Source organism: Argonema antarcticum A004/B2 (assembly GCF_023333585.1).
Classification (GTDB): Bacteria; Cyanobacteriota; Cyanobacteriia; order Cyanobacteriales; family Aerosakkonemataceae; genus Argonema; species Argonema antarcticum.
This window is the reverse complement of sequence record NZ_JAIQZN010000010.1, coordinates 61907-76673: the sequence shown is the minus strand read 5'-3', so window position 1 is coordinate 76673 and position 14767 is coordinate 61907. Positions and strand designations below refer to the sequence as shown.

At 43.8% G+C, this 14767-nt stretch carries 14 protein-coding genes; 4 read left to right on the top strand and 10 right to left on the bottom strand.

The window, feature by feature from the left end; all coding sequences use genetic code 11:
- Window positions 1-2: 2 nt before the first annotated feature.
- The 8 genes from LAY57_RS06765 to LAY57_RS06730 form a co-directional block, all read right to left on the bottom strand.
- The gene (locus LAY57_RS06765; protein ID WP_249065569.1) at window positions 3-941 is read right to left on the bottom strand and encodes a GNAT family N-acetyltransferase; all 939 of its coding nucleotides are present in this window, start codon (window positions 939-941) and stop codon (window positions 3-5) included.
- Between the two features lie 40 nt (window positions 942-981).
- Window positions 982-2136 carry a BtaA family protein gene (locus LAY57_RS06760; RefSeq protein ID WP_249065568.1) on the bottom strand — a complete coding sequence of 385 codons (1155 nt, stop codon included), beginning with the start codon at window positions 2134-2136 and terminating at the stop codon, window positions 982-984.
- A gap of 95 nt (window positions 2137-2231) precedes the next feature.
- The gene (locus LAY57_RS06755; RefSeq protein WP_249065566.1) at window positions 2232-4889 is read right to left on the bottom strand and encodes a PEP/pyruvate-binding domain-containing protein; all 2658 of its coding nucleotides are present in this window, start codon (window positions 4887-4889) and stop codon (window positions 2232-2234) included.
- Window positions 4890-4935: 46 nt separating this feature from the next.
- Complete coding sequence (locus LAY57_RS06750; protein ID WP_249065564.1) at window positions 4936-5850, bottom strand: UbiA family prenyltransferase; 915 nt, start codon at window positions 5848-5850, stop codon at window positions 4936-4938.
- Between the two features lie 4 nt (window positions 5851-5854).
- Window positions 5855-6358, bottom strand: a complete 504-nt coding sequence (locus LAY57_RS06745) for a hypothetical protein (RefSeq protein ID WP_249065563.1) — start codon at window positions 6356-6358, stop codon at window positions 5855-5857.
- A 31-nt stretch (window positions 6359-6389) separates the two neighbouring features.
- Window positions 6390-7418 carry a hypothetical protein gene (locus LAY57_RS06740; protein ID WP_249065561.1) on the bottom strand — a complete coding sequence of 343 codons (1029 nt, stop codon included), beginning with the start codon at window positions 7416-7418 and terminating at the stop codon, window positions 6390-6392.
- Between the two features lie 16 nt (window positions 7419-7434).
- The gene (locus tag LAY57_RS06735) at window positions 7435-8592 is read right to left on the bottom strand and encodes a radical SAM/SPASM domain-containing protein (RefSeq protein WP_249065559.1); all 1158 of its coding nucleotides are present in this window, start codon (window positions 8590-8592) and stop codon (window positions 7435-7437) included.
- Window positions 8593-8722: 130 nt separating this feature from the next.
- Complete coding sequence (locus tag LAY57_RS06730) at window positions 8723-9520, bottom strand: PEP-CTERM sorting domain-containing protein (RefSeq protein WP_249065557.1); 798 nt, start codon at window positions 9518-9520, stop codon at window positions 8723-8725.
- Window positions 9521-9986: 466 nt separating this feature from the next.
- Here LAY57_RS06730 and trxA point away from each other — a divergent pair, with 466 nt between their 5' ends.
- Window positions 9987-10316 (top strand): thioredoxin, encoded by a 330-nt coding sequence (trxA, locus tag LAY57_RS06725; RefSeq protein ID WP_249065556.1) that lies wholly within the window; start codon window positions 9987-9989, stop codon window positions 10314-10316.
- An 86-nt stretch (window positions 10317-10402) separates the two neighbouring features.
- Here trxA and LAY57_RS06720 read toward each other — a convergent pair whose 3' ends face one another.
- A complete protein-coding gene (locus tag LAY57_RS06720; protein ID WP_249065555.1) occupies window positions 10403-10552 on the bottom strand; it encodes a hypothetical protein in 150 nt (49 codons plus the stop codon).
- A gap of 9 nt (window positions 10553-10561) precedes the next feature.
- Here LAY57_RS06720 and LAY57_RS06715 point away from each other — a divergent pair, with 9 nt between their 5' ends.
- Window positions 10562-11731, top strand: coding sequence for an LL-diaminopimelate aminotransferase (locus tag LAY57_RS06715; RefSeq protein WP_249065639.1), 1170 nt, complete (start codon window positions 10562-10564; stop codon window positions 11729-11731).
- 502 nt (window positions 11732-12233) lie between these two features.
- Window positions 12234-12611: a response regulator gene (locus LAY57_RS06710; RefSeq protein WP_249065554.1), complete on the top strand. Its 378-nt coding sequence runs from the start codon at window positions 12234-12236 to the stop codon at window positions 12609-12611.
- Here the strand turns inward: LAY57_RS06710 and LAY57_RS06705 are convergent.
- A complete protein-coding gene (locus LAY57_RS06705; protein WP_249065553.1) occupies window positions 12581-12814 on the bottom strand; it encodes a hypothetical protein in 234 nt (77 codons plus the stop codon). The genes LAY57_RS06710 and LAY57_RS06705 overlap by 31 nt on opposite strands.
- Window positions 12815-13790: 976 nt before the next feature.
- On the opposite strand from LAY57_RS06705, the gene LAY57_RS06700 reads away from it, so the two are divergent.
- A complete protein-coding gene (locus LAY57_RS06700; RefSeq protein ID WP_249065552.1) occupies window positions 13791-14675 on the top strand; it encodes an NF038130 family PEP-CTERM protein in 885 nt (294 codons plus the stop codon).
- Window positions 14676-14767 lie beyond the last annotated feature (92 nt).

Sequence of the window (14767 nt, the reverse complement as noted above, 5' to 3'; positions counted from 1 at the left end):
CCCTATAGCTGTTTGGCAAACAGGGTGTAACGACGTATAGTTTGAGCGTAGCGACGGCTTAAATTGCGCGAAGGATTGGCATCGTGCATTAATGCGTGAATGGCTCGATTGTAACCTAAATGGTGCGCTACAGCATGACATTGTGCAACTAGCAAATTACCCAATCCAGCGTAGATGCGTTTAGGTAAAACTGCAACAGTTTTGATAATAACAGTGTTGATAGTTTCTCCCCGTTGTGCTTGCAGCCAGTCGGGTATGGCAAATAGAAAACCAACAGGATTATGGTTGTGTTCTGCTATCTGCACGAACTCTGATTTTAGATAAGGCAATAGGGGACGATACTGGGCAATGAATTCAGCTTCGCTGATGGGCGTGTAAAGAAAATTACTGCGAAAACTGGCGGACGATACCGTATAAATTCGGTGCAATTCCTCTTCAATACGCTCTAAATTCACCGAGCGAACTTGCACACCTGCATTCTCAAGACGCACACCAACTCGTTTTAGACGTGGGTCGCTGTAGCTTAAGTTTGTATTCAAAGCAGAACTGTACTCAGCCAGCGGTGTAAAGCCTTGGTCTAAAAAATCACATCGCCAATCATCGGGATTATCCGGTTCTAAAAAGAAAGCAGGTTCTTCGCCTCGTTCTGTCAGCAGTCGATAGCGTTGCCAAGTATTGCGATCGACGGGAGCAACTGCTAAAGTGCAGCCAAAAGCGGCTAATTGTTCGCAGGCGTGCTGAAGAATTCGCGCTGCTGCTGCGGCATCTTGAACATCATAATGACCGATCAATCCTAAGCGATGATTAGGTAAAGATGGAGTATTTTGCCACCACAAAGAGCAACGTCCTACTAAATTGCTTTCATCTCTAATTAAAACCCAATGAGCATCAGGCGGCGTTGGTGATTGGTGATTGGTAATTAGTAATTTCTCGTCGGTCATTTGTATTTTTTACCTAATTTAAAATTATTCACTCTTACCTCTAAATAATTTTTTCTACGATAAACTCTCTGTAAAAGAAAACTTTATCTTCTTGATATAACTGGTGAGCAAAACTGGACAAAGGTTGCAAACAGTCAGCCATCGATTCGGGGCGACGACGCTCTACCAACCGATTCCAATATACCAATCTTCCCTGGCGGCGTCCAACTAATATTATTTTTTTCAGCAGACGATAATAGCTCTCTAAAGACATAAACTCAAAAATATTACTCAAGTTAAAGCCATCGACATAATCTTCATCCAAAGTATCTAAAATATCCTCAATAGCGATGCAGTGCCATTCCAAACGGTCAAGTTTAGAACGGATAGCCTCGAAATTTTCATCCCGCAAAGCATAGGGGAGGATGTGTAAATGATGACCCATTAATATCCAATGTAGATAGGGATTTTTAGCCGGATTTAGAGTTGTCAAAGCATAGCGTGTGCGTTCCAAAAGATGCTCTGCTAAGTTAGTATTGGCATACCTCAAAAAACTAGGGTCTGTTCCCAATCGCCCCAGGAGAAACTGGGAGAAAAAGGCTCGAAATAAAAGCTGCCATCGCCAATTGTTCCAACGTTTTTGGTAGAAAATATGCCGTTGTTCTGGGGTATCTAGTTCAAGAAAGGCGACGATATCATCTCGATTGTGAATTAGGGGCAAAATGTAGCGACTGAACAGTGCCAAATAACGCTCGAATTTTCCGGCTGCACCAATACCAGAGGCGATCGCATTCGGACGATCGTCCCAAAACTCGCGCACGGTTGGCGATAAGTGCGATCGACAGCGCTGGTACAGATGAGTTCTCAGTTTGGAGATTTCTGGATTACGGGTTGCAGAAAAAAAAGTTTTCTCTTCTGGTTCCTCTAATTCATTCCTAGATCCGATCAATACTAAAAGTTCTGGATGTGTTAATTCTCGATAAGCTGCTACTCGTAATTCCAAACAGGCAATCTGTGCTGGACTCAAGTCTACCGCAATCACTCGTTTTGGACTGCGACTCAGCATTGCCAGGGTATTGTCCCCACCAGATGCGATCGACAAACAAACGCTATCTGGCTTGATATCCAGTGCTTCTAGTAGAATATCCGCATCTTCCCAACACTGGGCGTAACGAATTTCGGAAAATTTGGCAGCAAGGGCAATTTCAGTAGGCATTGGTAATTGGTAAACCTGAGTAGCACATTTAGAATACCCTGTGTTGCACTTATACAATCAAATCACTGATAAAGTTAGCGATTATCAATTGCCAATCAGCTAATCTTAGAAACTTTTCCTGTGCTGCCATCCAATTCTACCCAATCACCATCTTTTAACCACTGGGTAACGCCAGGAAGAGAGACGATCGCAGGAATTCCCAATTCGCGTGCAACAATAGCAGCATGAGATAGCAAACTTCCTCTTTCTACTAGCAAACCAGCAGCAGCAGGAAACAGCAAAATCCAACCCGGATCGGTGCGATCGGCAACAATAATTGTACCAGGTTGTAGGGGTACGCTTTGATCGGTTCCTACAACTTGCCTTGGATCTGTAATCACCCGCACAGCACCCCGCACCACTCCCGGAGAGCAACCAATACCTTGCAAATAAGAACTGGTGATTGGTGACTGGGAAACTCCCCCTTTCGTCCCCCCCGTGGACGGGGGGGGTTCCAATCCCTGATAAACGATTCCGCGTGTTTCAAAGCGATCGCTAGGAGATGGCATTTCCCGATATTTGGCAAACTCTCCCTGACGCACAGCTACCAATCCTTTCAGATCGGTGCAGGTAGCTGTACCTTCTATAAATCCCATAATTTCATTCACTTCTAAATAGAAAATGTCGCGGTGAGATTGCAGCAAATCTAGGGCATAAAAACGTCTTCCAAATTCTAGAAAAACCCGCCGTGCTAGACCAAAAACGCGGGTACGTTCAAACCGCAAATTTTCGCGATCGCGCACCCGTTTCCGGGCATTTTTCAGCACCCAATTAAACACCAATCGCCGCAGCGGATGACCCCTAAACGCTCTACGAAGACGCAATTCTGCTGTTTTTCTGAATCGAATTTGGATTTGGGATTTAGGATTTGGGATTTCGGTTAGAGAATTCTCTCCTACTCTCTCTATGCCTGCTAATTGTCCCACCGCACGCAATAGAGGTAGCGGATTATCGTGAAGAGTTGGGCTTTCTAGTTTGAGTTCTTCCAAACAGCGATCGCCAAATTTTTCCAAATATTCTTGATACTGCAATTTCAACTCAGTCAACTGCGCGATCGCTGGCAAAATTGCATCTAAAGAACCGTGACACAGCAGTTCGATAACTTCACGATTTCCAGCAATCAATCCAGCCATTTCCCGGATTCTTTTTGCCGGTTCTGCACTTATAATATTGCCTTCGCCACCAATCAAATCATTTTGTAGCGTTCTCGATTTATCATTACACCATTTCTCCGTTAAGCTTCGCAGAACACCGTAGAAAATCATGGCGAAGAAATCGTTAATTAAAGGCGCATCCCAACGAGTCAGCAATTGACTTTCAATCTGGCGATAGAAGGCAGCTAACTCATCAGGACGTAAATCTTCTAAATTGAATTGCGACAACTGCAAAGCTTTGTCTAATCGCTGATAAAATTGCCGAATCCGTCGCGGCAACAAGAAATAATTTGTGATTAAACCAACAACAGTCTTAACCAATCGCCAACTATCTTGCAGACGATCTTGCCAAGTGGCAGTTTGCAACTCAGCTACAATACTTTCTGGCAGAGATTCCCGCACTCCCATCATTTGTTCCATGAAGCGCCGATTTACTCTAAAACCGGGTAACAAAGCTAAAACTCGATACCAACTCAGCAAATTGTAATAAACTCTTCCTTGAATCAGCCCAATCATGCGACTAAATGTGTCATCGTGTCGATTAATTGTAGCTAGCGGTACTCCCATTAAACGGCAGAATTGGCGATAAACTTGCTCATAAGCTCGACGCGCAAAAGAAAAGGTTAGAGGTGTAGTAACGCCGCTATAACTTTCAGCGATGTTGCTGTTATCCCACAAGTTGAAAATGCCATCTGGATCTGGCATTTGTGCTAGTGTAGTAATGGGGCGAGATTGCAGCAGGTAAACTTGTCCATCTTCAATTGCCCACTCAATATCTTGAGGGCGATCGAAGTATTTGCTTACCTGACGCACCAGTTTGGCTACTGCTTGAATTTGCTCATCATCAAGAATAGGTTTTTCGGCAATAATTTGACGTTGAATTATGCGTTCTTTTAGATCGACATGATAAGTATCGGCATCGGTTTCTCCAGACACTAAAGAAGTACCCAAACCGGAAACCGCACTGATTACTGCTACGCCTCGTCTCCCCGTCACCGGATCTGCTGCAAAAGCAACTCCCGCTACTGTTGGATTAACCATCCGTTGAATTAGCACAGCGGGTGGATGCGGTATTGGGGACAAGCCAAGTTCTCGACGGTAATTCAAGACGCGATCGCTAAAATTCGATCGCCAAACTGCTGCTACTTTTTCTGCTACTTCTTCCAGCGGTACGTTCAAAAAACTATCGAGTTGTCCTGCGAAAGAATGCTGCACATTATCTTCATCAATTGCAGACGATCGCACCGCCACCAATTCCCCATTCGGGCAAAGTCGATGCAGGGTGTAGAGCATTTCTAATTTGACTGTTTCGTTTAGTTGGAGGTTTGCCAGCAATCTCTGTATTTCATCCTCATCTTGTTGTAGAGGCATTTCATGAAACGTCTCTACAATAGCTTCACGCAACTCAAGAGTAAGACTGGCTTCAAAAGCTGCTGGCGAGAGGACAAAGCCGTTTGGGATGAGGAAACCAGCTTGTTGTTGCAATTGCGCGATCGCTCTTGCCTTGCCCCCCATTAAAGACTCTTTTTCTTTATCCTCAAAGCGAATAATATAAGTCATACAATTTTAGATTTTAAATTTTATTTCCGGCATTTTAAACGGCTCATTAAGGCAGTATAAGTGGTATAATACCCAGACAAAGATATACTAGCAGTGTCCAGAGACTAGACATTTTTTCTATAAGTTTAGCCCATTTAGTCATGGGTTGACGCAGGAAAAGCCATGCTACAGCAACCGCAGCCATTACTAATATCCCCAGCAGCCAACCAACAAAAGTGGTAAAGTTAATTTGGTAGGCAGATATAAAAGATGCGATCGCAGTCAATCCCACCACACCCAACCAAGCCAAAACAGCATTTCGACGCCCCCAGACAGCGCTGTAAGTCTCAACGCCAAACTCTTCATCTTTAGGCGATCGAATCTTCCGCCCAATTTCAATTATCATCCCATTAAAAAAGCTAGCCACCAAAAACCAGAAAAGACCCCCAGGTGGGGACGCCTGCGCCACTAGCCAATCGCAGGCTGTTGCATACAAATTAATCAGCGGTACAATTACTATATGGCTCCACATATAAGCCAAAGGGTGAGCCTTTAGCCAATCATGCACAAAGAATTCCTTGCACATCAACCCAAAGTAAAGCCACACCAAAACCAGCAACAAAGCCAAAGTTGGTGCTAACCAAAGAGCGAAACCTAGCTGAATTATCCCAGTAGAAACACCCAGCCAACCTAACTCGCGTAAACTCACCAAACCTCTAGGAACCGGACGGTAAGGACGGTATCGCAAATCGTCTTCAAAATCTTTGAATTCATCTGCAATTCGCAGATGTAAAAAAAATATAAAAACGCTGACAAAGGCAACTATTATTGAACTAAAATTCTGCATTTTTGTCCCACCGCGCAGCAGGACAGAGTAGCCAAACGCAGAGCCACTGAATACCGCAATTAGCACGCCATGTGCCACAATTGGAAAGCGTTCTCGCTGATAAATCCACCAGCGATTTAACATTATTGGCTGCATAAATCTAACCCGCACTATTACTAATAATGCGTTGGGCTGACTCGATATCCTCGTCGCTCCAACCTTGCACCTTCAACCTGTTAGTAATTTGAGAATTGCTCCAACCGTAACTGCTACCTTTTCTCATGTATTCAATCACTGCTATTTGGTTAGGAGTTAGAGAGTTTCTTTCTTGACGAGGTACTGTTTCGTTAGGAGTGATTAATGGACTCTCTTGCTGAACTCTATCAAAACTTGTTTCTCTCCTAGCTGAATTGCGATTGAGATATAATAAAACCGGGAACCAAATTGGCCCTACTATTATCATACCTACCAACCAGGCAATAATACTAATAATAACAAGCCCAATTCCTAACGTACAGATTGTTAAAAACACTAAAATTGTTAGGGCGTTATTTAAACCTCCAGAAGTTATGGATAAGTAAGAAATAACAACGATCGCGCCAACCAGAAAACTCAAAATATGAAAAAGTGCCTGTCGGTCGTCAATCCTTCTTTGTCTCAGCATTTTATATTTCCCTCACAATCACTTGTTTACCTCAGAACTTATTGTCGATCGCAGTTTCCCAATAGCGAATGAACGCAATAATTAGCGCCATATAAATGGGTATCCCAAAAGCTATTTCTACTGGTGTATTGAAGAGAGGAGTTTTATAACCTATCCAAGTTTCGACAGCGCTGTGACCGTAAACTCGATAGCCATTGTTCATCAGCCAAGCCTCTATAGGAAAAGCTATAGCACTGGTAAGAATTACAGCAATAGCATATCTTTGCGGAGTTGGATAGTTGATGAAAAATCTACCTACTACAGCAGCAGCAAAGCCGACGATGAGAATCCACATTCCAGTCTGTGTAATGCTGATATCGTGAAATATGTACGACCACGTGGGAAAGTTTTGATTGTTTACCATCGGCTCAATCATTACTTCAAATAAGAAGATTGCTAAGAAAGCTAGAAAAAAGCTACGCACCCATTTTCTGCGCTTCACAGGTACTAAAGGTATATCGTCTATTATGAAACTCCAATATTTGTAAAAGCTGATGATTAATGCCATAAACACGGGTACGTAATATAAGATTTCTAGCGGTACTCCCGCTACCCAAATACCTGAGATAGCCTTGACAACTTCAGGAGAGTAACTGCGAAGTCCAATATTGACAACGATCGTTTCTAAAACGATGACTGCTACAGTCAATATCCCTATATAAACTGCAAATCTTTTCCAGTGTTTCCAATCTGGTAAAAGTTTGTCTACAAACAGCACAACTCCCAAAATTAAAGCTGCCCAACCTATCGTCAAAATCCAACTAACATCGTGGTAAACATAAGCCCATTGCCCCATTCTGAAGTTATTCCACATGGGAGCGGTGAATAACTCAAACATCATCACTCCCGAACTCATTATGAGAAAGCGTAGGGGCAATTTATCTGTGACTTTACGAAGTATAATGAAAGCGGCAGCAACTCCAGCAACAATAAAAATTTCAAACAGAACAATTGGTAAAGTAGGGCTTTTATCGAAGTTGCAGTTGGCCAGAATTGGATTGAGATAGAGGTGTGAAATCATAGGGTAATAGTAATTACTAAATGTGGATATTCAGGTTTCCGCCTGAGACAGTCTCTTTTTGCCGAAATTCAGAATCTTTAATTTTACATCCACCCCACTTTGCTTGACAAAATTCGGGTAGCGTACTCAATCTCTCCCAAATCCTCCACAGGGGTTCTTCAAGAATGCTGCCAAATTTGGCATGATTGAAATCGCAGGACATAATATCTCCGTAAGGAGATACGTAAAAATAACTCGTACCGCAGGAACAACCGACGCTGCGATGACTGGTGAAGTAAGAAAAGAAAACAACTCCGGGATAACTGGGATTTTGGTTGTATTTTCTGCCTGACTGGATCATATCTTCTACCCAGTTGTTGTTGTCAACTAAGTCTTGTCGCTCTTTATACCTTCCCGTTGGTAAAGCTTCAAATACCAGTATTTCATGAATTCCTATGTTTTTTCCTAGTTTGACAATTTTATCTAATTCTCCATCGCGGTAAGATTCAGGTGTCATGGTTGTGGAGATTCCTACCGAAAAGCCTAACTTTTTCGCTGTTTGGATACCCCGCATTGCTCGATCGAACAAACCTGGCTGATTCCGAAATTGGTCGTGCTTCTCTGGAGTTGCGGCATCAATGCTAATATAGATGCTGTCTAAGCCCGCTTTTTTAAATTCTGCTGCCCGCTTTTCTAAATGCCAACCGTTGGTAAATAAAACAGTCGTAGAAAAGTCTTTGTTGACCGCTCTAATAATTTCCGGTAAGTCTTTTCGGAGCAGTGGTTCGCCGCCGACAAAGTTAATTACAGATACTCCCAAATCTTGAGCGTCTTGGATGAGTTTTTTGGCTTGCTCTAATGTCAAAATATTTCTGCCTTTTTCTTCTACTCCGGTGAAGAAACTACAATGCTCGCAAGTGACATTGCAGATGTCATTGACAGCAAAACTCATCAAGTTGGGCAAGTTTTTATTTTGAATGCTGCGATATAATGCGCGAGCGATAAAGTTTGAGGCTGGCTTGCTGAATAAAGCTGGGGTGGATAGGGAATAAACCGGGTATCCGTTACGGTAGTGTATAATTTTGTTATGGTTTAAATAGATTTGATACAAAATTTTGACAAAATCGGCGCTATAATCTAAAGCCCTAGTGGCAAGAAACCATTTGAGGCGAATATTGCTAAGAAAGATATTCATAGATCGCTAACGTAAGTTGCTAGTTAGATTATTAAGGCTTCTGCACCAGGTACGTTGTTGCGCTTTAGCGCTCTTTGAGCGCTAAAGCGCAACTACGTACCCAATTAGCAACTTGACTTATTAATCGCGACTAACGCCGTTTTAGCACGGCACCAGCACCAGCAGCACCAAACACCAGCAAAGCTAAAGCAGAAGTTGGTTCGGGAACAGGCTTCGGTTTGTGCAGACCAGCCACAAAGGTGATATCTGCGTCAAACTTACCGGCGACGTAATCTCCTGAACCAAACCCACCAGTTTGAGGAGCGAAGCTACCGCCAAGGAATCCCCGTCCATCAGCGCCATTCACTTTGTCCGTTGCCAGCAAGTTGGTGATGCGGATAGCATCGATTTCTTCGTTGTTGCCAATACCGAAATCGCTTAAGTCGAAACCTGTGGCAAAAACGTTAGGTTCAAATCCATCGCTGAACTCGTATCTGAACTCGCTGAAGCTGCTAGAGCCTACTTTCCTAACAGAGACGGCATAAGCCTCTGGAGACCCCCAGCTACCGGTCTCGTATACTACCAAGTCCTTACCAGCCGCGTTTGTCAGAGACATCCCTTTTCCCCAGTTGAGTTCGATGACGCCTCTGTTGGTCTCATCGCCAAGGTCTATGGAGGTGCTGACGCCGGGATCGAAGCCAAGAATCGAGCCTACGGTTTTACTGGCAACTTCGGGCTTGTCTGCGAGGAAGTTGGCATAGAAACCAGAGATGTTCTGGCTTCCTGAGACGATCGATCCTCCGACTACAGAGTCGGCAGCATCCCAGGTGTAACCGGCAACGGTTAAAGAGGCGGCTGTCGCAGATTGCACTGTTGCAAATCCGACACCAGTGAGGATGGTTAGCGACAAACCGATTTGATTCCAGATTTTTGGAGTAAAAGTTTTCATAGAGGTGATGCCTCCCAACAAATGTGTTTCGAGCGTGGGGAGACTCAAAGGTGCGATCGCAAGAACGCTCCGATCGAAAGTATCAGCTAACCTTTTAAGACCTTACTTTATTTGTAAAGCTTAGGCATCTTGGTGACAGTTCCATCATTGCTGGTGATGAGAATTACCTTGGAGTCACTCTGCCCCCAAGCTGTTAATTCACCATTCAAATGCTTAAAGCCTATATACTTATGATCGAGCCAGCGACCCTCAATGAGTCTTCTTCCGAATGCACCCTAACATACTATTTATAGTCTCATAACCAGTGATTTTACATACATTCGATGAAGATATTGTGAAGATTGCGATCGCCCAGCAACCTTGGGCTACCCACCCAACTGGCACATATCCAACGCTCAAGCCCAGTTGAGATCCTGTCTGGGGTGGGGTAATTTGATCAATGACTGTTGTTGCGTGAAAAAGTGTCATGACCAGTTTGATTGCAATTACCGATTCTGAGTTTGAAACCGAAGTCCTGAAAGCAACACAGCCTGTGTTGGTATACTTTTGGGCCTCTTGGTGCGGGCCTTGCCGTCTAATGACGCCGTTAATTAGCTCGACAACCCAAAGCTATGGTTCTAGCCTCAAGGTCGTGAAAATGGAAGTAGATCCCAATCCAGATACCGTGGCAAAGTATAAGGTGGAGGGTGTTCCGGCACTTAGACTGTTTAAAAACGGTGAGTTGATCGGGACTGTTGAGGGAATCGAGAGCAAACAGAAAATCACCAGTTTACTGGAAACTCATCTCAGTAGCTAGGGGCTAGAAAAGTCAAAAGTCAAAAGTCAAAAGTCAAAAGTCAAAAGTCAAAAGTCAAAAGTCAAAAGTCAAAAGTCAAAAGGGGGCTAGGCGAAGAGTGGGGGAGTGGGAGAGTGGGGGGAAGTGACAACTGACCACTGACCACTGACAACTGACCGATGACAACTGACCGATGACCACTGACCACTGACCACTGACCACTGACCACTGACCACTGACCAATGACCAATGACCAATCAGAAAATATGCAGTTTGCCAAACGTTTAGATCCCCTACAATTTAATGTTTTCGCGGATATGGATCGGGCGAAGGCAAAAGCGGTAGCAGCGGGTAAGCAGTTAATAGATCTGTCGCTGGGATCTTCGGATTTGCCAGCCGCAACCCACGTTGTCGATGCGATCGCGCAATCCCTAAAAGACCCCAGCACCCACGGCTACTTACTGTTTCGCGGCACCAAAGATTTTCGAGTTGCAGCCGCCAACTGGTATACCCAAAAATTCGGTGTTCTGGTTGACCCAGAAACGGAAGTGCTGCCCCTAATTGGTTCTCAGGAAGGAACAGCCCATTTACCCCTAGCAGTTCTCAATCCGGGGGATTTTGCCTTGCTGCAAGATCCGGGCTATCCTTCCCACATGGGTGGGGTCTACTTAGCCAGCGGTCAGATCTACCCAATGCCTCTGCGAGCAGAAAATGAGTTTTTGCCTGTGTTTGAGGAAGTACCAGCCGCAGTTTTAGCGCAGGCGCGGATGATGGTGCTGAGCTATCCCCACAATCCTACTACTGCTCTAGCACCCCTGTCTTTTTTCCAAAAAGCAGTCGCCTTTTGCCAAAAACACAACCTGGTGCTAGTTCACGATTTTCCCTACGCCGATTTAGTGTTTGAAAACACCAAGGCACATTCAATTCTGGAAGCCGATCCCGAAAAAACTGTTTCGATCGAGTTCTTCACTCTTTCCAAGTCTTACAGCATGGGCGGTTTTCGGATCGGTTACGCTATTGGAAATGCCGAGGTAATTCAGGCGTTGCGGCTGGTGAAAGCGGCAGTTGATTTCAACCAGTACGGTGGTATTTTGAATGGTGCGATCGCAGCCCTTAATGGCCCTCAAGAAGGAGTCCAAGCCGCCGTTGCAACTTTCCGCTTGAGGCGCGATGCCTTCATCAACGCTTTACATCGCATTGGCTGGCAAGTGCCAACACCAGTTGCCACGATGTACGTCTGGGCTAAATTACCCGAACCTTGGACTACCAATTCGATCGAATTTTGCACCCAGCTAGTAGAAACAACGGGAGTAGCCGCTTCACCCGGTGCTGGCTTTGGCAATATGGGCGAAGGCTACATCCGCTTTGCCTTGGTACACGAACCACCAATCTTAGAAGCAGCCGTTGAAAGAATCGCTAAGTTCCTTTCTCCGTAATAACACGGATCTTACAAACGAAGACTTTTTCGTATTCTTCACACAATCTTTACCTAAAACAGAATAAAAATTTTAGGACTTACTCATTTGATTTTGCAACCACTACAGTAGGGGCAATTCATGAATTGCCCCTACTGTAGTGGTAAAAGCCGCTTCAACCTGTAAGTCCTAAATTTATTCTTTCTACCAATTCATGAATTTTCCATAAAGGTATCGCTTAATTACCAGTATTGCGAATGTATTGTCCTAATATAGCAACTTTAGGGCGATTAAGCCAACTCCAACTGTTACATGAAGTCCATAATCCCTTACGGAGTAACCTCTTCCCTCTTCCCTCTTCCCTCTTCCCTAGCCCCTAGCCCCTAGCCCCTAGTCCCTAGCTATATTACTCTCTAGGGAATTTCCCTAGCTGGCGTGACAGCTTTTCACGCTAGTGCTATCTAACAAGAAAAATCATGCTGAAAATGCACAAATCCCCCTTGCTCAGTCAGGAGAGCGAATTTTGACTGGTCGTATTTTACTGGTTGAAGATCACGAAGTAAATCGCCGCTTGCTAAGCGACTATCTCAGCTACCTGGGATACCAGGTTCTCTGCCTTGCCGAAGGGTCTACCTTTTTTGAGGCTATGTCCCACTTCCAGCCTCACTTGGTTTTGCTAGACCTGAAATTACCAGGTATTGATGGGTATACTCTACTCCAACAAATCCAACAGAAGCCAGACTGGCAGGAGGTGCCGGTGATAGTCGTTTCAGCGTATGCTTTTAAGGCCGACCAACAACGCGCCCTAAATTTGGGAGCTAAAAGGTACTTCGTCAAACCTGTGAATCTTTCTTATTTGCGGCAGGCAATTCAAGAAGAATTGCGAGATTTGAGGACATAAATAAATTTTCGTTTGTCTCTAGTTATTAGGCGTCTTTTCTTGGCGGTAAGTTTTTCTCCTATCAGGGATAAATTCTGCATAGAGTCTCTAACTTCGTCCATTTTAGCCTCAATTTGTGCCACTAACAGATTCACTGTTTGCAGGTGATTGAGCGTTTGATTCAAGGCTTCCCGATATTGAGTTTCAAGATTTTCTGAAGTCATGGATGCAACCCGGTTTGTGTGAGAGCAAACGGCAAAGGCTTCAAAAGTAATAGGCTCTTAGTTTTAATTTAAACTCTAGTTCTTGAAAAATAGTGTTTGCAGGTCATAATTTTATTTTTCCTGGCGATCTAGTTATAAAAGTTCAATAAATTGTGATTAATTGCATGACAATTGCTTTATTAAACTTATTGTTTAAGTATTTGCACTTAAATATTTGATAAATTTTTTAAGGATTTTATAATTCCGATCGGTAATTTCTAATGACCAGCTATAATACTGGGATTTAGAACACATAAAACAATATTTGTCAATGCTATATTTATCAGTTTTGCAATACTGAGGGAAACACTAAAGTTAGATGCAACAGTCAAGGACATAAAAAAATTCTTAGAGACCATCCCAAAAATTTGGTCATAGAAGACAATACCTTTACTGAACTTCCGTATTTACTATGCTATTTGAGTAGAGGATATCTTGATTTCTTGAGATCTTGAGCAGAGAAATAAAAATGTTATTTTTTTGAACAAAAGCATAACAACTCCGAAAGAGCCCAAATGCGTTGCGTTTCGCTTCACAAAGGCCAAAGCCACAGGGAAATGGCGAAGGTATTGGGAAGAAAAACCGGGTTTCTTGGGCAACTTTGGGATGTTTCGGATAGGCTCTGGTGTCCTTTCTCCGTATCTTCACCAAAACTTTGCAAAAAAATCACATAAAGTTTACCTATTACTCTTGCCGTACTCCTAGAATGGACGAAGTGAAAGAAAAAAGCCCAGTTCAAATGGCTGGGATGTTCGGTAATAAAGTATGAGGGTAGCACTACTGCTATAGAGTCTAAGAAATTATCACTTCGGTCTTGTGCCAGAAATCACAACCGCTTTAGACTCCTGAAGACAACAATGAAATAGACAACGCCCGCAAACAGTGGCAATTTCCAGCGCAGGCCATCAACTAAGATAACTCTAGGGAGAAATCAAAAATGCTACAAACTATTAAACGTATTGCTATCGGCGCTTCAATGGTTGCCAGTGCCAGCGTTCTAGCTACCGCCCCAGCATCCGCCTTCAGCGTGTCGGGCAGCGATTACCTGCTTTACGATGTTCAAGGTAGCAGTACCTACATCAACCCCAACGCTAACTTAGATAGCATTTTAGGTGGAAACAGCGCCGCTCCCGGTGGCAACATTGAATTATTTGCCAGCAGCGAGACTAAGAGTAATACACAGTTTAAGGCATCTAGCGCTGTAACCAGCGTTACAGGGACAGTTGCAGGCAAAAACCTCACCCTCAGCAGCCTAACAGCAACTGACTGGTTTGGCGCAGGTTTGAACACCAATTACGGGCAAAACAACTTTGCAAATACATGGTTTAATGCCTTCCTGACCAATGCTGGTAAAGCAAACTACGTTGGAAATGCTATTGGATTTGCGGCTTTTCAAGCTTTCTATGATATTGGTGGTTTTCAACGCAGCAGTGACCCGAACATTTCCTATGTTACCGCTAGTGGCACTGACATCAATATCGGCCTTGCTGGTCATTATGACGTGAAAGCATACTATCAAAACAAGCCAGAATACGCATTTTTTGCGTCTCAAGTAAAAAATGGATTCCAAGCTAGTGAAGTCGTGAAAGCTACCATCGATGGGCAAAGTCAGTTCCTTTACAGCTTTTTGGCTACCAACAGTGGTTTGACTAACAGCGCCGGACAAGGTGCTGATGGTTCATCTCACAACGGTAACTACGAAGTTTCTCTTCGAGGCGTAATTCCTCCCGCATCTGTGCCAGAACCCTCTACCATGCTTGGTTTGATGGCTGTGGGTGGAATGGTTGCCGCTAGCAAGCGCAAAGCCAACAAAACTGCTTAATAAATTATCTATTTGATTAAAAACCCGGTTTTTTGAAGAAACCGGGTTTTTGTTCGGTTTCCGGTAGGCAATACCCACCCTAGAAATTAAAC